16 protein-coding genes are annotated in these 19,014 nt (G+C 39.7%); 8 read left to right on the forward strand and 8 right to left on the reverse strand.

Annotation, left to right across the window (positions count from 1 at the left end):
• Positions 1 to 79 precede the first annotated feature (79 nt).
• Entirely contained in the window at positions 80 to 1,990 is a 1,911-nt protein-coding gene (locus tag D5018_RS11400; RefSeq protein WP_121839133.1) for a hypothetical protein, read from the forward strand.
• Between the two features lie 11 nt (positions 1,991 to 2,001).
• Here D5018_RS11400 and D5018_RS11405 read toward each other — a convergent pair whose 3' ends face one another.
• Positions 2,002 to 3,462, reverse strand: a complete 1,461-nt coding sequence (locus D5018_RS11405) for an aminoacyl-histidine dipeptidase (RefSeq protein WP_121839134.1) — start codon at positions 3,460 to 3,462, stop codon at positions 2,002 to 2,004.
• 82 nt (positions 3,463 to 3,544) lie between these two features.
• On the opposite strand from D5018_RS11405, the gene D5018_RS11410 reads away from it, so the two are divergent.
• Positions 3,545 to 4,417, forward strand: a complete 873-nt coding sequence (locus D5018_RS11410) for an alpha/beta fold hydrolase (RefSeq protein ID WP_121839135.1) — start codon at positions 3,545 to 3,547, stop codon at positions 4,415 to 4,417.
• A gap of 712 nt (positions 4,418 to 5,129) precedes the next feature.
• On the opposite strand, the gene D5018_RS11415 is transcribed toward D5018_RS11410, so the two are convergent.
• Positions 5,130 to 6,056 (reverse strand): hypothetical protein, encoded by a 927-nt coding sequence (locus D5018_RS11415; RefSeq protein WP_121839136.1) that lies wholly within the window; start codon positions 6,054 to 6,056, stop codon positions 5,130 to 5,132.
• Positions 6,057 to 6,397: 341 nt separating this feature from the next.
• Here D5018_RS11415 and D5018_RS11420 point away from each other — a divergent pair, with 341 nt between their 5' ends.
• The 3 genes from D5018_RS11420 to dnaJ all read left to right on the forward strand — a co-directional run bounded on the left by D5018_RS11420 (position 6,398) and on the right by dnaJ (position 11,304).
• The gene (locus tag D5018_RS11420) at positions 6,398 to 7,687 is read left to right on the forward strand and encodes an NCS2 family permease (RefSeq protein ID WP_121839163.1); all 1,290 of its coding nucleotides are present in this window, start codon (positions 6,398 to 6,400) and stop codon (positions 7,685 to 7,687) included.
• 452 nt (positions 7,688 to 8,139) lie between these two features.
• On the forward strand, positions 8,140 to 10,068 hold the full coding sequence (gene dnaK / locus D5018_RS11425) for a molecular chaperone DnaK (RefSeq protein WP_121839137.1): 1,929 nt from the start codon (positions 8,140 to 8,142) through the stop codon (positions 10,066 to 10,068).
• A 93-nt stretch (positions 10,069 to 10,161) separates the two neighbouring features.
• Positions 10,162 to 11,304, forward strand: coding sequence for a molecular chaperone DnaJ (gene dnaJ / locus D5018_RS11430; protein WP_121839138.1), 1,143 nt, complete (start codon positions 10,162 to 10,164; stop codon positions 11,302 to 11,304).
• 83 nt (positions 11,305 to 11,387) lie between these two features.
• Here the strand turns inward: dnaJ and D5018_RS11435 are convergent, their stop codons facing one another.
• The 5 genes from D5018_RS11435 to D5018_RS11455 all read right to left on the reverse strand — a co-directional run bounded on the left by D5018_RS11435 (position 11,388) and on the right by D5018_RS11455 (position 14,477).
• Positions 11,388 to 12,359, reverse strand: a complete 972-nt coding sequence (locus tag D5018_RS11435; RefSeq protein WP_133309281.1) for a DUF2608 domain-containing protein — start codon at positions 12,357 to 12,359, stop codon at positions 11,388 to 11,390.
• Between the two features lie 237 nt (positions 12,360 to 12,596).
• On the reverse strand, positions 12,597 to 12,962 hold the full coding sequence (locus tag D5018_RS11440) for a DCC1-like thiol-disulfide oxidoreductase family protein (protein ID WP_121839140.1): 366 nt from the start codon (positions 12,960 to 12,962) through the stop codon (positions 12,597 to 12,599).
• The gene (locus D5018_RS11445; RefSeq protein ID WP_121839141.1) at positions 12,935 to 13,771 is read right to left on the reverse strand and encodes a hypothetical protein; all 837 of its coding nucleotides are present in this window, start codon (positions 13,769 to 13,771) and stop codon (positions 12,935 to 12,937) included. Before D5018_RS11445 ends, D5018_RS11440 begins: the two co-directional genes overlap by 28 nt.
• Complete coding sequence (locus D5018_RS11450) at positions 13,764 to 14,039, reverse strand: hypothetical protein (protein ID WP_121839142.1); 276 nt, start codon at positions 14,037 to 14,039, stop codon at positions 13,764 to 13,766. The genes D5018_RS11445 and D5018_RS11450 overlap by 8 nt, the downstream gene beginning before the upstream one ends.
• A gap of 234 nt (positions 14,040 to 14,273) precedes the next feature.
• Complete coding sequence (locus tag D5018_RS11455; RefSeq protein ID WP_121839143.1) at positions 14,274 to 14,477, reverse strand: hypothetical protein; 204 nt, start codon at positions 14,475 to 14,477, stop codon at positions 14,274 to 14,276.
• 212 nt (positions 14,478 to 14,689) lie between these two features.
• Between D5018_RS11455 and D5018_RS11460 the strand changes: the two genes are divergently transcribed.
• The 3 genes from D5018_RS11460 to D5018_RS11470 all read left to right on the forward strand — a co-directional run bounded on the left by D5018_RS11460 (position 14,690) and on the right by D5018_RS11470 (position 17,253).
• The gene (locus D5018_RS11460) at positions 14,690 to 15,307 is read left to right on the forward strand and encodes an FKBP-type peptidyl-prolyl cis-trans isomerase (protein ID WP_121839144.1); all 618 of its coding nucleotides are present in this window, start codon (positions 14,690 to 14,692) and stop codon (positions 15,305 to 15,307) included.
• 87 nt (positions 15,308 to 15,394) lie between these two features.
• A complete protein-coding gene (dapB, locus tag D5018_RS11465) occupies positions 15,395 to 16,210 on the forward strand; it encodes a 4-hydroxy-tetrahydrodipicolinate reductase (RefSeq protein ID WP_121839145.1) in 816 nt (271 codons plus the stop codon).
• Positions 16,211 to 16,548: 338 nt separating this feature from the next.
• Positions 16,549 to 17,253 carry a DUF3581 family protein gene (locus D5018_RS11470; protein ID WP_121839146.1) on the forward strand — a complete coding sequence of 235 codons (705 nt, stop codon included), beginning with the start codon at positions 16,549 to 16,551 and terminating at the stop codon, positions 17,251 to 17,253.
• A 77-nt stretch (positions 17,254 to 17,330) separates the two neighbouring features.
• Here the strand turns inward: D5018_RS11470 and D5018_RS11475 are convergent, their stop codons facing one another.
• Complete coding sequence (locus tag D5018_RS11475; RefSeq protein ID WP_121839147.1) at positions 17,331 to 18,827, reverse strand: ankyrin repeat domain-containing protein; 1,497 nt, start codon at positions 18,825 to 18,827, stop codon at positions 17,331 to 17,333.
• Between the last annotated feature and the right edge of the window lie 187 nt (positions 18,828 to 19,014).

The following is a 19,014-nucleotide window of genomic DNA, read 5'->3' on the forward strand; positions in this document are numbered from 1 at the left end:
TTTCTGTTAAGTTATCGTTAAGTTAACTTGCTTTATTATGTATACATAGTGAAAACAGATCGAAGTTTTTTTAATTCTTATGGCTACATCATGTTCAGCCTCATCTAATGGTGGGCTTCTTACTGTATATTCTCCCAAATCTGAAGCTGATACTCCTCAAAAGTATGAAAAATATGCTCATCGAACGAGAGCAGCTGATCTTGTCTTGGATTTCCATCAGAAATCCCAAGCTGACGATTCGACGAGTGCCGCACAGTACAAGCTGAGGGCTGCGGATACAAAAATAGCAAGTTATGTCGCAAGTCCTACTCAAGATAACCCACAACCATTCAATTCAATAAATGGACATGATGTCACTGAGCGCTTAACACAAGTTTCACAACGCTTAGAGCAAGAGTGTTTGAGGGGAAAATCTAGAATTAGGTGTAGTGAGTTGTGCATTCATGGAGAAAAATACAAGATTTGCCATCAAATTGATTTATCGCTCTGTGAAGATGACCGCTCTAAAATTCAAATTGTAATTGAGTTGGCAAAGCAGTGGCAGACAAATACAAAAACGTTTTTATTCATTACAGGTAAAAAAGCGTATTTATGTGACTCCATTGCGCCCAAAGCTTACTGTCAACCCTATGAACTAGTAACATGGCTTTCAGCACATTTAAAAGAGCTTCATGATTTTTGTTATTTGGGCGAAGTGCTTAACCTTGGTTTTTATTTCCAATATCAGCAATCGAATGATTTCAGAAAGCTATTTAAGGATAATTCGGCACAGCATAATCATTGGAAAGTCGAAATAACTGCCGCAGAAATTTTAAAGTTACATGAGTACTATCCTAAAAACGTATGCATTCTACAAACGTTTATTGCTGGTAAAGCGGTAAGAGTATTTCGACCAGATGTAGGGCTTGTAACCTCAAATAGGGTTGAAGTTATTCCTATAATGCGCTTTATACCTTCTGATGACACAGTGAATAAAGATCGTTACTTATTAAAGAGCTTACAACAGCTAGCCGTTTTTTATGGAAACAGTCGAATTCAATGGCAATTCTCCGACTGTGAAATGGGTTTACAGCGATATCAAAAGCAGTGGGGAGGAAGAGCAACTCCCACTTATAAAGATCCACTTTACCAATGTGCAATACAACTACAGCATTATTCTCAAACATCCAGACTTGCGCACACTAGGGTTGGTAAGAGTTGTGATCCAGAAGTAGAGCATCTCAATGTAGAATTGAACAAACTAAGTTCTGATCATAGGTTGAGCCAAATCCGGCGCTTTCATATTTTTCAGGCTTTGCCGGAAATTAAAAACTTTTTATATGTTTTACAATGCAACCTAGAAAATAATTCCATAGCGTTTGTATTGCCTGAAGGTATAGAAAGAAAGGTGATAGAAGATATTGGTTCTCGTGCTGAGTCTTTAGAGAAAAATGCCGTAAAACAGATCATGAACTTATATCGAGTACAAGTCTTTGTAACTTATTTAGTGCAAGCTTTTAAAGATAATCCTGAATTCGTCAAATGGTTAGCCGCCTACCCTGAAACAAAAATGCCATTAGAATGCGTATTTACGTATAACAAAACAAAACCTGTAAATACCGAGATATTATTTTCATTGTGTAAGAACATTCCACTAATTTACCGAGCTTATTGGAATTTTGCTGAGCATTATTTTAAAGGACTGAGTGCGGATAGGACTTGTTGCTCTTCAATGGCATTTTGGTTTAAAGCAAATATTGAATGTGTCAGGTTACTGGAACTCTATGGGGTTAATCAACAGATGCTTATGAGCTACTTACAAACCTTTGATGATAGCCTTTATCCCGATTTCTCAAAATGTTCAAGCTTAGCTCAAGTATGGTTTGCTTTTGCTTATAGTGAAAAATCAACGGATAGGATCAATACAGCAATGTCTGATTTGAAATATATGGGATTAATGAAAACTCAACAAAGCCGAGGGGCTTTATTGAGTAAACAAACTTCAGCATAATTGCTGGTGGTTTAACTACGAGCTGGAATACGTTCGAGTACCGCCAGAAGTAATTCCCAATATTGACCGACGGTTTCGATCAGTACTTTTTCATCAGGTCCATGCGGATAACGAATGGTTGGACCAATAGAAACCATGTCCATATTAGGATATGGCTTTTTAAATAAACCACATTCAAGACCGGCGTGGATAACCATGATATCAGGCTCTTTCTTGTAAATGTCATGGTAAGTTTCATTCACTAAAGCCATAACTTCTGAGCTATTATCAGGTTTCCAACCAGGGTAAGCACCACTGAATTCCACTTCTGCGTCAGCTAACTGAGCTAAAGAGGTTAAGTTACCTTCAACTTGGCTACGGCCTGAGTCAATAAGTGAGCGAATTAAACAAAGAATGCTTACATGCTCAGTTTCTGTTGAAATCACGCCTACGTTAAGAGAGGTTTCAACTACGCCTGCGACGTCATCACTCATTCTTTCTACACCGTTAGGACAGGTATTAAGTAGAGCGATAAAGTCATCTTGGCTTTCTTCGGCCATCACTTGCTTTGGCGTTTCGGTTTCTGAAAGCGTGAAAGTAAAATCTGGATCGGCAATCGCTAGTTCAGCTCTTACCAATTCTTGGTAGAAAGCAGACAGCTCTTGCAGGCGAGCCAATTTTTCTTCAGGAATAGTAAAGGTAACTTCTGCTTCACGAGGAATCGCATTTCTTAATGAGCCACCAGTAAAATTAGCTAACTCAAGAGAAAGCTCTTCAGCATGTGAGAATAAGAAACGGGCTAAAAGCTTGTTGGCATTGCCACGCCCCATGTGAATATTCACACCAGAGTGACCGCCTTTTAATCCTGAAATAGTTAGCTTGTAAGCTTTTTGGCTTGGCTCAACTGCTTCCCATGTCATTGGGACTGTGATCTCGGCATCAACACCGCCAGCACAACCCATGTAAATTTCACCTTCTTGCTCTGAATCGGTGTTGATCAAAATATCGGCTTCAAGTACACCCGCTTCTAAACCAAATGCACCTGTCATTCCGGCTTCTTCGTCAATCGTCAGTAGGACTTCTAAAGGACCGTGTTTGATATCCGTTGAACCTAAAATAGCCAAAGCAGAAGACATTCCAATGCCATTATCAGCACCTAGGGTTGTGCCATTAGCGGTTACCCAATCACCATCAACATAAGCTTCGATTGGGTCTTTTTCAAAATCGTGGATTTTGTCGCTGTTTTTTTGCGGCACCATATCAAGGTGAGCTTGGATACACACAACTTTGCGGTTTTCCATGCCTACACTGGCTGGTTTTTTGATGATCAAGTTTCCAACTTTATCTTCAATAAAGTCTAGGCCTTTCTCTTTTGCCCAAGCTTGAATATGAGCACTGAGTGCTTGTTCATGTTTTGATGGGTGTGGAATCGAGCAGATAGTTTCGAACCACTGCCAAAGAGGTTGCGGATAGAGCTGGTTTAAAGCTGTCACGATGGCTCCTTAGAAAATGTTTTTGTTCATTATTTTGTCAGTCTTATTACCTTAATATTACGGTATTTGCGGAAACGGTGCTATGAAAACTCGTTCATTTAAGTCAATAACATGTCGACAATTCTTTTCGATAATTTTGTTGTTTGCGCTTAATTCTACTTCAGCTTTTGCCTCCGAATTGGTTCATCAAGATTCATTTTCTTTACAAGATCATCACTCTATAAAAGTCGATTGGTGGCTTCCCGATGGTTTGCCTAAAGGCTTGGTTTATTTGCAGCACCGCTTTATGGGAAGTTCAGCAAATTTAAAGTCCCTAGGCAAAAAGATTGCTGACAATGGTTTTATTGTGATGATGCCGACTTTAAACGTGGCTTTAGGTAACCCAAAGCTAGCGCAAGAGATAGCAACCACACTGAACCAGCAACAGTTCGTTATTCCTCACCACTTAAGTATTCCATCACAATGGGCGCTTGTTGGTCATTCAGCAGGAGGCTTGAACGTGTTATTCATTGGCGATGATTTGGTATCTTTAGGCAATGAACAATTGAAGGTTGTGATCAATCTTGATGGTGTTGATGTAAATAATAAGATGTCATCACTCATTTCTGAGATAGATGGAATTGGGGTACCAGTCGAATCTATCTTATCGAATCCTAGCATGTGTAATGAGAACAATAATGCCATTTCAGCACTAAGAGACAGTAGGTTAAAGGCAGGAAGAGTCATACAACTGACAATTAGTAGCAGTCATTTAGATCCAGAGGGAACAGATGATAATCATATGATGTTTATGCTTTGTCATAAACCAACCTCTGAAAATACTCTTCACTATCATCAATTGACGCTAGCTTGGCTCAATGAGGCTTTTGGTTATCAGGTAAGCCCTAATAGTGACCTCGTCATCAAGCAAACTGTGGCGTCAGGGCATGGGAAAGAACTACATTTAAGTGATTAACACTCTGATCTTACAGCGCAATTTTATGCCTGCTCAATTTGAGCGGGCTTTTATTACCCTAAAAAAATGATGTTTATGTAATTTAATAACGTCATTCTGGGTTTTTTTCTATGTTTAGATGTGACCCAAGTAGATTTTTGTCGTTTTATGCTAGTTTGATATGCGTTGCAAAGAAATAAACAAAAAATAGTTGTAATAAAATTACATGCGTGTATAATTCAAATCATCGGTTAGGGAGTGAAAACGAATACCTGCCGAATGTTTTATCTAGGATGGATACCTGACTCCAAGGATCTGAGTAACAAGTTGTTTGTCTCCAAGGATTGAGAATTGATGTAGTTCCACGGAATCGAGCCAAGCTTTAATTGAGCATCGAAATTTAACAACTTAGTTAGGAGTACAATTATGTATCAAGGTAACGAAACCGTATATTGGCAAAACACTTGGTTTAACGCTGAAGCCCTACGTGGCGGGTTATTTACTTTAAAGTTTTAAGGGCTAACTGACCCTAGATTCTATATCGAATCAGTTACCATCAACCCTTGTAGTCCATTTGGACTTTTAACAGATTCAAGTAGCGGTGTCGGAACAAGGTCTTTTTCTGATGTCGCCAAGTTTACTCTACCCTTTGTAGAGTTACTTCCTCAAAGAGGCCGCTTGCAAGATGTCTTTGCCTGCTCAATGAGCAGGCTTTTTTTTGTCTGCTTATCCCTTATTTTACCGCTTTAAGTGTTCGGCTTAGTTCTTGAAAATATGCGAATACAGCTTTTTTTCCTTGGTGTACATCAAAGTCAGAAACTTTTGGCAAGTGTTCTATTACTTTCTCTACAATATTTGTTAAATCATGATACGTCGAGCTAGATGTTGTCATTCTATTGATTGAATTAACAAGCCCTAGAAAAGCCTCTTTTTTTTGATATTTAGGAGGCACTACGGAAACTTTAGGTTCGTGTTTATTTTCAGGGGTTTTTCTGAACATTAAGGAATCAAGAAGTATAGGTAAATAACTTTTTGCTTCGTCTGATAGTTTTGGAATAACGAGCATGGGCCTACCGACTTCCACTGTACTCAAAGAAGCAAAAGCAGGAGAAGTATCAGAGTCGACATTAGCTGGGAGCGAATGCATTTCGTTTGGAGTGTGTGTAGGTGAACTCAATTGAGATAACTCTTCAATTTTATCAATGCCTTCCAATAGACTTTCGCCACCTAGTAATAATCGATGATCTGGTTCGAAGCTATTAAAAATTTGTTTTGCCTCTTGTGAATTAACATGAGCATACCAAAGTAAAGCTGCTGTTTGCTGTTCTTTGATTAATGTTGGAGGTCTTTCTCCTTCTTCTTGGCGACAGTCACAGCTTAAGACCTGACTTAGTACTAGATGAAAGCCGATTTCAGGAGTATGAAGCTTCATTTGATATGTAGGATGAAAGTTGTTGAAAATTGCATACTGAAACGGAAAGTTTCCATTTCTCTCTTCAAACTCAATGATTCGAGTAAAATCTTCTTGATTTTCCCATGCAGCGTTCAGTGAGTCATAGACTCTTTGGGCTTCCTTGTTAAACTTAACTTCAACATTATGGCTTGGTTCTGTTGCTGGGTGGAATGGTGGTGTGCTAGTTAATGCTGAAGTTGATGCCATGAGTACCTCTATGATTCACTAATGGTTTAAACGTGGAATCTAGTTTTATACTCATAACTATTTGAAGTCTAATTAATTTAATTTCATTTCATATCAAGTTCATACTGGCTGATAAATGCAGTTATACATTAATCCGTATTGCAGTGGTTTTTTTTGGTGGTTTGAGCACCATAGGTGATATGTAAAATGCGCACATTCCAACAAAGATTATTACCTCAGTCGAAATTTGTGGATTGGCTTAATATACAAAACTGTTAAATCGCTCACATAAAGCTGTTTGTGTGTGATCGATGTCGGTATAATTCGTGGGGTTATTATTTCAACCCTTAGGTTTTATCATCATGCTTGAGAAGCTGTTCAAACTCAAAGAACATCATACCAATGTAAAAAGGGAAGTTATTGCTGGTGTAACGACTTTCTTAACCATGGCTTATATCATTTTTCTTAATCCCAACATTTTAGCTGATGCAGGCATGGATCATGGCGCTGTATTTGTGGCGACCTGTATTGCTGCTGCCATTGGCTGTTTAATTATGGGCCTTTATGCTAATTACCCGATAGCACTTGCTCCTGGCATGGGGCTAAATGCATTTTTTACTTATACCGTTGTAGGAGAGATGGGGCACTCTTGGCAGACGGCACTCGCGGCAGTATTTCTGTCTGGTATTTGCTTTCTAATTTTATCTTTATTCAAAGTTAGAGAGATGATCATCAACTCAATTCCTATGGGGTTGAGATTTGGGATCACGGCGGGAATTGGTATTTTTTTGGCCTTGATAGGGTTGAAAAGCGTTGGGATCATTGTTGCTAGCCCTGCTACATTGGTAACTTTAGGTGATATCACTTCATTCCCAGCTGTTATGGCAGCTCTCGGCTTTTTCTTAATTGTAGCTTTAGTACAGCGCGGACTAAATTCGGCCGTATTTCTCAGTATTTTAACCGTCACCATAATTGGTCTGATTGCAGGCCATGTTCAATATCAAGGCATTGTTTCTATGCCACCTAGCTTGATGCCAACTTTTATGCAGATGGATTTAGCTGGAGTGTTAGAAGTAGGTATGATCTCTGTCGTATTTGCTTTCTTGTTCGTCGATCTGTTTGATACTTCTGGCACTTTAGTTGCGGTCTCTCAACGTGGCGGTTTGTTGGACGACCAAGGCAAGCTACCAAGATTGAGCCGAGCATTGATGGCCGATAGTGTTGCCACTATTGCGGGTTCAGCGTTAGGAACTTCAACAACCACAAGTTATATCGAAAGTACCGCAGGTGTTAGTGCGGGTGGTAGAACCGGATTAACGGCTGTTGTTGTTGGTGTATTATTCCTATTGGCTATGTTTTTCGCTCCTCTTGCGGGCATGGTCCCAGCCTTTGCTACAGCAGGTGCGTTATTCTATGTCGCTATGTTGATGATGGCAGGTTTAACCCATGTTGAATGGGAGGATTTAACTGAAGCGGCTCCTGTCGTTGTCGTTTGTATTCTAATGCCTCTGAGTTTTTCTATTGCAACAGGTATTGCACTAGGGTTCATCTCTTATGTATTGATCAAAATATTATGTGGTCGAATGAAAGAGCTTAATGTTGGTATTACACTTATCGCGGCCTTATTCTTAGCAAAATACATCTTCTTTTAATTTGCTGTATAACCAGAGATCCTAGGAAACACCCTAGGATCTCATCCAAGATTCCTCTCCCAAACGCTTCATTATACCGTTCACATCAATTAACTGTGTTATAGGGAAGAATTAGCGAAGGAAATACAAGGCGCAATGACGAATCATAGCCTTAGCTATGGTGAGGAATTGCAACGATGTAGTTGCAAAGCTAAGGCTTTAACTAAGACATAGTTAATTGGTACGAACGGTATTATTATTCTTTCTGCAGTTTTTTAACTTAAAAGATCCAAAAATTTTCATTTTTACCCTTGTAATAGATAAGGGCATCCCAATATAGGGTACTAAGACGATATGGAAGGCCAAATCAGCTAGGTCTATAAATTTTTCAACTAGACTTGAAAAGCAAGATTAAGTCCCCATATCAAGGAATAGAGACAGAATTACTTCGTAAAGATTTTTTGGAGGACCCCATGGGTAAGATTATTGGTATCGATTTGGGCACAACCAACTCTTGTGTTGCTGTACTAGATGGTGACAAAACACGTGTTATTGAGAATGCCGAGGGCGATCGTACCACCCCATCGATTATCGCTTATACAGATGACGAAACGTTAGTAGGTCAACCTGCAAAGCGTCAGGCGGTAACGAACCCTAAAAACACATTCTTTGCGATCAAGCGTTTGATCGGTCGTCGTTTTAAAGATGACGAAGTTCAACGTGACGTAGACATTATGCCATTCAGCATCATCGAAGCGGACAATGGTGACGCTTGGGTTGAAGCTAAAGGCAACAAAATGGCTCCGCCACAAGTTTCTGCTGAAATCTTGAAAAAGATGAAGAAAACTGCAGAAGACTTCCTAGGTGAAGAAGTAACAGAAGCTGTTATTACTGTTCCTGCATACTTCAACGATTCACAACGTCAAGCGACAAAAGATGCGGGCCGTATCGCTGGTCTAGAAGTTAAGCGTATCATTAACGAGCCTACAGCCGCTGCACTTGCTTACGGTATTGATAAGAAAGAAGGCGATAACATCGTTGCGGTATACGACTTAGGTGGTGGTACATTCGATATCTCTATCATCGAAATCGACAATCACGATGGCGACCAAACCTTTGAAGTTCTAGCAACCAACGGTGACACTCACTTAGGTGGTGAAGACTTCGATAACCGTCTGATCAACTACCTAGCAGACGAGTTCAAGAAAGAGCAAGGTCTTGACCTACGTAACGATCCACTAGCGATGCAGCGTCTAAAAGAAGCAGCAGAAAAAGCGAAGATCGAGCTTTCTAGCACCACACAAACTGAGGTTAACCTACCGTACATCACTGCTGATGCAACAGGTCCTAAGCACTTAGTGGTTAAAGTAACTCGTGCGAAACTAGAATCTCTAGTTGAAGACTTAATTCAACGTTCTCTAGAGCCTCTAAAAGTGGCACTAGCTGATGCTGACCTATCAGTATCTGACATCAACGAAGTAATTCTAGTTGGTGGTCAAACTCGTATGCCGAAAGTACAAGAAGCAGTAACTGGCTTCTTCGGTAAAGAGCCACGTAAAGACGTGAACCCAGATGAAGCAGTAGCTTCAGGTGCAGCGATTCAAGGTGGTGTACTAGGCGGTGACGTTAAAGACGTACTACTACTTGACGTGACTCCATTGTCTCTAGGTATTGAGACTATGGGTAGCGTAATGACTAAGCTGATTGAGAAAAACACCACGATCCCAACTAAGGCTCAACAAGTGTTCTCAACGGCTGATGACAACCAAGCTGCAGTAACGATTCACGTACTTCAGGGTGAGCGTAAGCAAGCGAGTGCTAACAAATCTCTAGGTCAATTTAACCTAGAAGGTATCGAGCCAGCACCACGTGGTATGCCACAAATTGAAGTTGCATTCGACATTGATGCTGACGGTATCTTGCATGTTTCTGCAACTGACAAGAAGACTGGTAAAGCGCAGAACATCACCATTAAAGCCTCTTCTGGTCTAAGCGATGACGAAGTAGAGCAGATGGTTCGTGACGCTGAAGCACACGCTGACGAAGATAAGAAATTCGAAGAGCTAGTTCAAGCACGTAACCAAGCTGATGGCATGGTTCATGCGACTAAGAAACAAATCGAAGAAGCGGGTGAAGCACTTCCAGCAGACGAGAAAGAGAAAATCGAAGCTGCAATGAAAGAAGTTGAAGAAGCAACTAAAGGCAACGACAAAGAAGCCATTGATGCATCAACTCAAAAGCTAATGGAAGCGTCTGCTAAGCTAATGGAAATCGCTCAAGCTAAAGCACAAGCAGAGCAAGGCGCACAGCAACAAGCTGGTGGTGCTGAGCAAGCTAAAGATGGAGCTGCTGATGACGTTGTAGACGCTGAGTTCGAAGAAGTGAAAGACGACAAGAAGTAATTTGTTGAACGCTTCGCATAATTAACACTATCTCAACGGGCGTTCTGGGTAACCAGTGCGCCCGTTTTATCGTTAATCTAAGAAATAAAGATTATGTCTAAAAGAGATTATTATGAAGTACTGGGCGTTGGCCGTGATGCCAGCGAACGCGAAATCAAAAAGGCGTATAAGCGCCTAGCGATGAAGTATCACCCTGACCGAAATCCGGGTGATGCAACTGCTGAAAAGCACTTTAAAGAAGCGAAAGAAGCTTATGAGATCTTAACTGATAGCAATAAGAAAGCCGCTTACGATCAGTTTGGTCACGCAGGTGTTGATCCGAACCAAGGCGGTGGCTTTGGTGGCGGTGGCAGCGCTGATTTCGGTGATATTTTTGGCGATATGTTCGGTGACATTTTCGGTGGACGTGGTGGCGGTGGCCAACGTCGTGCCGCTCGTGGTGCTGACTTACGCTATAACCTTGAGTTGTCGCTTGAAGAAGCGGTTAAAGGCTTAACCAAAGAAATCCGTGTGCCAACACTTGTAGGTTGTGATACCTGTGACGGTAGTGGAGCTAAAAAAGGTTCGTCGTCTTCAACTTGTGGTACTTGTAACGGTGCTGGTCAAGTTCAGATGCGCCAAGGTTTCTTTGCGGTAAACCAAGAATGTCCTACCTGTCATGGTCGTGGTAAGGTGATCAAAGATCCTTGTAATAAGTGTCGTGGCGAAGGCCGTATTGAGAAAACCAAAACGCTATCCGTTAAAATCCCTGCTGGGGTTGATAATGGTGACCGTATTCGTTTATCTGGTGAAGGTGAAGCGGGAGAGTTTGGCGCACCAGCAGGTGACTTGTACGTTCAGGTGAGTGTTCGTGAGCACAACATCTTTGTACGTGACGGCAACAACTTATACTGTGAAGTGCCTATTTCGTTCAGTAAAGCGGCGTTAGGTGGTGAGATTGAAGTGCCAACACTTGATGGCAAAGTCAATCTTAAAATCCCAGCGGAAACGCAGACTGGGCGCATGTTCCGTATGCGTGGTAAAGGTGTAAAGTCAGTTCGCAGTCATGCTGTTGGTGATTTACTGTGTAAAGTCGTAATGGAAACCCCTGTGAACTTGAATGAACGTCAAAAAGAATTACTGCGTGAATTTGAAGAATCACTTTGCGGTGATACTAAAGCTAAGAAAAAACACAGCCCAAAAGCCGAAGGTTTTTTTGATGGCGTTAAAAAGTTTTTTCAGGATTTAAATAGCTAATTTCTTGATAAACGTTCTATTAAAATGCCCCGCTTGTCGGGGTATTTTTTTGCATCATATTTGAGGATCACTTAAGCCATTTTCTATAGCTTAGTTTTACTCTTCGTTTTTTGTACACTGCCTTTTCTTTTTTTAGGTGGAGGTGTTTTTTTCTCTGCGGTAGGCTTTTGAGTATGCGCTTCTGGTTTCTGTTCTACTGCTTTTGGTGATTCAATAAGTTTTGAAGCTCTATCTAAGGTAGGTTTTGTAGGTAGTAATTTTGATGCGCCTGTAGGCGTTGTGGCCGCACTTTCTAATTTAACTTGTTCTGACGTCCCAATTAATTTTCTAATATATTTATTTTCTAATACCTCCTGTTGTTTATATTTGGAGTTGAAAGTTCCCATCGAAGTGAACTTTTGTTGATGTGCAAATTTTAAGTGCTGTTTTAAAATTCCTGCAACGAAGTGGAGTGTTGTGCATGGCATACATCTATCTTTGCAAGCCCGAGCAACTGCTATTAAATTCAAAGCCATATCATCAACCATAATCACATGAGTAGGGTGCTTGTCTTCATCTAACTTATCTATGGCATTGAAAATTCGTTGTCCTTTTAGCAAACTCTTGTTTTCATCAGTTCTATAATCGATACGGTCGAACCATTCAGGGTCAATACCTGTATCAGTCAATTTTTTATCAATGCCTTCATGAGAACCATCTTTTCGAGAATTGGTTAAAAGGCAGATTGTTCCATTAGGATATTTTTTTCTTAACGCTAATAGACAATCACGAATATCATTTTTTGTTTGACTATTTAAAGTTGTCCATTTGAAATCAGAAACAGTAAAAGGAATACTATCAAATGGATGTGATAATAGTGTCTCGTCCAAGTCAAAATTAAACGATGGTTTTTCACCGAACGGTATCGGAAGATCGAGTAATTCCTTTAAATGTGTAACCAGTTCAACATGAGTACAGTCGTATGCCAGTTTCATCTCCTCAGCCGATAATTCGGCTACAGTGAGCATTGGAGAATCAGAGGCTTTATCACCTTTTCTTGTTGTTATTGTTTCCATAAATTGCTCTATTTGAGAAAGCGAGGGCTGAGTTACTTGGTACATCGAGTTCACAGTTTCTAGTGTTAATTGCTTAAGAGGTTTAGGAGTGTTTTCTGTTAGAATTTTTGATGAGCAAATAGGTACTGATAGAGAAAGTTTAGAAGTCATTAATTAGTACAGGACTTGAATACAAGACTCATAAACCTAACGTTGAAACTCAACAAATAAAAATGAATTATTGTTTAGAAAAAAACATCACTTGATAGGAGAAACAAACCATAATCTGATTTTAACTAACATTCGATATAGCCAATTTTGATTCATTTTAAGATAAATGATCTCGAACATTTTCACGCCCAAACTTTGATGTCGTGATAACCGTAATAACAGCATTAAGGCGTTATGACCGTAGTGCAGTTTATGTTGGTACTTCACCAACATGCCTTCGTTAAGATCATATCCTGCATCTTGATAATACATTAGCTGCTGTTTAGATAAGTTTCTGGCATTGATCATTTCTACTTGAAATCCATTAGATTCCAAATCTCGTTTAAGTACGATATTTCGACAAAATGGACAGTCGCCATCGTAGATTATTTCCAATTGATCACTTGTAGCCATGGCGCAACTCTGTGTAATTCGTTGATCCCAATAATAAGGATAGGGTAACAAGCCGTAAAGCTATACAAGAAGGTGTTTAATCCCATGATGATAGCTATAGAAAGGTGAAAGCTAAATCCTATTAATAGATAGATGGACAGCAATTTGGAAGAGGAAAATAGCACAAGCGGGAAACTGGCTTGCCAAGTCATGACAGCAATTGATGCAGTTCTAGATAATTTAACGTGTTGTTTTAAAAGTGATGCGATCCGAGGACGACCAAAACTCTTGGTATTAAAAATTTGAGCCAGTACATTTTCATGTCTCCAAATAGGGGAGCACCACTTGGCCCAGCCAGAAGCTGTATAAGCAATGACAATTTGAGCGCTTATAAAAAAAAGTCCGAGACGGTGTAAGTAGGGATGATGTGGCCAAGCTATTAGCATCAAACCAAATATCATTACTGAAGTCATTTGCATTGAACCGTCACGTCCAATGGGCATGCGATAGTTGCTAAGTTGATGAATCATAAAGAGCAGACAAAGAGTATTGATAGAAATACTTTGGTTTATAGCTTGATAGATAACAAGCATCGATAGCAAAGCTTTTGCTGTCGTTAAAAAACCGAACATCCATGGAAAATTAAAAATGCCATTGAAAAGTGCAAATGCCCAATGAGAAACAGATAACCTTGTTGTTCGCCAGTCAAGGATTTCACCTTGGACAAATAGTCTTTTACTAACCAGCGTTTCCAGAGAAATCACTAAAGAAGCTAGACCTACCAAAAAGCTAGAATATGCGACAGCGTTAAGTGATATGAAGTCAATCATATAGGTTATGCCATTGAGATAAAGCAACCAACTCAACATCGTGTTGTTCGGTAAATCCATTAGTTGAAATAATAGAAAATTGAATTTTGCCATTGGTTAATTGCTGTTTGGCTTTATTAGTTGTGATATTGAGTAGCGTCAAATAAGCATATGAACCGATCAACATTTCATCATTTGATTTTTGAGTATCAAAGGTATCAACGTAAAGCTGACAGAGATCTTGCAGGGCTTTTTTTTCTAATTTACTGGGGTTAAAAAAAAAGCCCACCAAGAATTTTCAGTCGTTTGAATGACCGTTTGCCAAGTCTGTGGGCTATGCTGTTGATGGTAAATTAAGCTTTGATCTTTCGTACCTGGTGTAGGACTAAAAAAAGTCCAAGTGGGTATCAAATAAAAGATATCCAGTGTAAAAAGTTTGGACTTAGGGTGAGGGACAAATTGCCGATGAAGCGTGGCAAATAACCAAACAAAAACGATTATGGTGAAAATAGTATTAAGCAATTTAACGCTGCATGATATTGAGCAGTTCTTCTACTGTCGCTTCAGCCGTATTTTTTAAAGAATGTCTTTGGGATTCATTTAACTTACGATTCGACGCTGCTGCAGCACCATGAGTAAAAACGGTAGGCCAAACTTTATCGGTTGGGGTTGAACTCGACTCATTTACAAGTTTGTTTAGCTGTTTTGCGGTGGTTGAATCTAACATTAACACTGTTCCTGTAGTTCGATAACCGTATAAATTTATCAAATGCAAGTAGCTTAACACAGGATATGTGAATGAAATTTAATCTCTAAATTCAATAGCTAAATGGACGGTTAATGATATAAAACAACAATTTCAGCTCCAATTACGCCTAAAACCTTAAAATATGCTACTATTCACCGCAATTTTTATCGATAAACAATGAGTAAAACATTATGTCTGATACATACAGCACTATTGAACAGCGTGTAAGCTACGGTATTGGCTTACAAATGGGTCAACAACTTGCCTCTAACCCATTTGAAGGTCTAGATATTTCAGCGGTTCAAGCTGGTTTAGCGACTTCTTTCAAAAGCGAGCCAAGTGCAGTATCTCAAGAAGATCTAGAAGCGGCATTCAACGAAATCAACAAGCGCATGCAAGCTGCTCAAGAAAAAGCTTCTGAAGCCGCTATCGCAGAAGGTAAAGCGTTCTTAGATGACAACGCTAAGCGTGAAGAAGTAACTGTGACTGATTCAGGTCTACAGTACGAAGTGCTTAAGCAAGGTGAAGGTGAAAAACCAACAGTTGATTCAACTGTACGTACTCACTACCACGGTACTTTTATCAACGGTGAGGTATTCGATAGCTCGGTACTACGTGATCAACCAGCTGAATTCCCAGTTTCTGGTGTTATCGCAGGTTGGACTGAAGCACTACAACTAATGCCTGTTGGGACTAAGCTAAAATTATTCGTACCTTCACACCTAGCATACGGTGAGCAAGGCGCGGGTGGTTCAATTCCTCCTCACAGCACTTTGATCTTTGAAGTTGAGCTATTAGACATTATTTAATGCAAGTTTGACGCTGATCAGTTAATGTAAACGCTAACCATATACACTGGTTGGCGTTTTTTTTGCCCCAAATTTGAGAAAAATTACATGAGTGAACAAGTCAGAATTGCGATAGTTGGCACTACAGGAAGAATGGGAAGAACACTAGTCGAAGCTGCCAAACATCATCCAAATATTTATCTTGGGGCAGCGATTGAACGCCAAAGTTCCACTCTTATGGGGGCAGATGTGGGCGAAATTGCGGGTGTTGGCACCATGAATGTGGCTATCTGTGGTTCATTGGATGATGTAAAAGACGATTTTGATGTATTGGTGGATTTTACCTCTCCACAATCCAGCATAATTCACTCAGCTTGGTGCGCAAAAAATCATAAATCCCATGTTATTGGAACCACAGGGTTCACCGACGAAGAAAAAGCTCAGATCGCTCAACACGCGCAGAATGCACCTATTGTATTAGCTCCAAATATGTCGGTAGGCGTTAACTTGATGTGTAAACTTTTAGAAATGACATCTAAAGTGATGGGAGATTACTCTGATATTGAAATCATTGAAGCTCACCATAGACACAAAAAAGATGCTCCATCTGGCACAGCTCTTCAGCTTGGTGAAGTGATTGCTGATACATTAAACCGTGATTTAAATGAATGTGCAGTTTATGGGCGCGAAGGTATTACTGGAGAGCGTGAACAAAAAACTATTGGTTTCGCTACGGTTCGAGCGGGTGATATTGTGGGTGAACATACTGCGATGTTTGCCGACATTGGTGAGAGAATAGAGATTACACATAAAGCTTCAAGTCGTATGACTTTTGCCAATGGTGCGATGAGGGCATCAGAGTGGTTAGCCCAACAGCCTGCAGGGTTGTATGATATGCAAGATGTGCTAGGGTTGAAGGTTTAGTCTTTTTAGACTAAATCCAATTGAGTTTGCTGCTGATGATCACGCCAGCAAAGTACAATTCAAACAGCATATAAAATACGAATAGCCATGAGCCTCGTATAAAGGATCGAAAACCAAGAATTAAGATAAATAGAAGTACTAAGGTTGGGATTAACATAACAAATCCATAAATTTTTATATTCCTTTAACTGTCTGACAAACCAACCTTTTTAGATATAGCACACCAATTCAACCTGTCAAAAGCTAACTCATCGGGTGAGTTAAATTTAAAAAATCATATAAACTGATCGCTTGTTTTGAGTAAAAATTCCATATATTGGGAGTGAGTGTCCAGCCTTATGTATTTAGAGTCATACTTTTCTAAAAACGATAACTTGATTACTGTTTCAGCAGAGCAAGCGAGTGTATTTGCAAAAAAAGTGGCTGGGGATGTCAATCCAATCCATGATGTCGATGCCAAACGTTTTTGTGTGCCCGGTGATTTATTATTCGCTTTGGTATTAGAAGAATACGGCTTGAGCAGCTCAATGGAATTTAAGTTTCGGGGAATGGTTGGTGATGGTGTAGATCTCGTATTCCCTAATGCTCAACAAGATGTCTTAGAGATCAAAGACACTAAAGATAAAACTTACCTATCAGCGCAAAGTGCTGGCGTAATTTGTCAAGATAAAGCCAAGATTGAGGCTTTTGTTCGCACGTATGTTTCTTTCTCAGGACTTAACTTTACTCACGCGTTATTGCCATTGATGGAAAAACATCAAGTGATGGTGAACCCTGCTAGACCTTTGGTAATGTACGAAAGCATGTCATTTGAGCTTCATAGTTTTGATTTTGACAGCGTGGAACTTGAATTGAGTGAGCATGAATTACTCATCGATGGTAAGCGTGGCAATGTTACTCTTAATTTTGAGTTTTACAGCCATGGTAAGCAAATCGGTACGGGTAAGAAAACACTTGTGATGAGTGGTCTTCGTGAATACCAAGAAGAAGCCATTGCAGGTATGCGTGAGCTGTACGAATCTCGTAAACTTAAGTTTGCATAATAGGCTGACAATCATTTTTGTTTAATTTTCGTTTTCCTTAAACTTCGCGAAAATTGGTATAACCCCAGAGAAAGATTTTATTCAGCTTTGGGGTGTACTATATCTCGAATCATCATTTTCATTTCCACAGGAACAGGATTTTCAACACGAACGGCAATATCGTAAGGTGAGAGACCGGAAGCATCTTTTGTCTTTAATAGCGCTGCGGCTTCAGTGTTAGGAAGCGTTTTTATTTTGCCCATTAACATTGAGAATACAGCTTGATTATCAGAGTTCATTGCAGAGCATAAAGGGGAGTAAATTTGATTATTCCACCTAAAATCTGCGCCATTTTCTAATAGAAATTGAGCTTGATTAAACCCACCAATTTTCAGTTCTGTGGCATAATACAAAGCACTTTTTTTGCTTCGATCAACCATGCTTAGGGTATGTTGTAAAGGTAACTGAGCATTCGTTACAGATCTTGTTAGCGCTCCTTCCTTAGGAAAAAGTTCTTTTTTCAATTGACTTAAGACATTGGTGAACAATGAAAGATTACTCGTTTGTACTGCTCTTGAAAGTAAGCTGCAGTCATCTTGATCTTTTATATTTACTACTGCACTACCTTTGGAGATCATTAATCGTGCATTGGCGATTTGTCTATTAGCAATGGCCTTGAAAATCACTGCAATGCCGTCGCTTCCTGTCAAGTTTACATCTGAACCTACAGAAATAAGTTGTCTTGTAATTTCTTCAGGTACATAACTGGTTTCAACTGAAATAGATAAGGGAGTATCACCATTCACATCTTTTTTATTTAAGTCAATTCCTTTCTGTGTACAAAGCATCTCAACAATCTCTACATGTCCATATCGTGCCGCTAGCCAAAGAGGAGAACACTGTTCATTACCTTCTGCTTTATCTAATATTTTTTTACAGTATGGCAATAAAACTAACAGGCTCTGAAACTGTCCATTTTGACATACGACCTGAAGGACATTTTGATGATCAACAGGTTCTATAGCTTCTGGAGATGCACCTCTTAGCAGAGTGAGTTCAACAAGATCTGGCCAATCTTGATTTCTAACTAACGTGTGTAAAATTTCCCCTGCGAATTGTGGCGAAAACTTATGATGACAATTTTCAAGTAAAGTTTTAAAGACAAGATATTGCCCTTGTCGAGCCGCGAGGTGAAACACATTAGCATAAGTTCCGTTTATATAACTGAGATCGACTCCAGACTTAACTGCGCTAGCTATCTGGTCTAAATCGCCTTTTGTGCACCAATGCTGCATCTTTTCTCCACTATTCATAAAATCGCGGATTTGATCAGCTAAGCCTTCAATAATCCCTTGTCTTACATTAGGGATGGATACGAATCCTAATGACTTCTCTACTTGCCATGTTTTATTGCTTCTAGAGCAAGTGAACATGAGCTGTGTTGTTTGAGTTCTATTAGGGAATGTAATGCTCAACTGTAATTGATGTCGTTCAAGTCTATTAGAAGCCATTGTTGTAATAGCTTCAGTGGTCAAGTGTAGCTTGCCGTTAGTGGAAATACTTGCTTGGTAAGTAGGAATTGTATTTGAAAGCATAGAGTGCAGAGCTGAGCTTAAACTAATTGATTATGCTAATTTTTAACGTTCTGAAACAAGTTAATAATCATTAACGTTAATAGTCATAGCGATGCGTTATTTTTCAGCCATATAACCTCTACAGAGCAATCAAAGATTGCATCTGAAAAAATAATTCAGGTATGCTTGACTATTCTTGTAAAAAAGC

The sequence above is a fragment of the Parashewanella curva genome, from assembly GCF_003675895.1.
Classification (GTDB): domain Bacteria; phylum Pseudomonadota; class Gammaproteobacteria; order Enterobacterales; family Shewanellaceae; genus Parashewanella; species Parashewanella curva.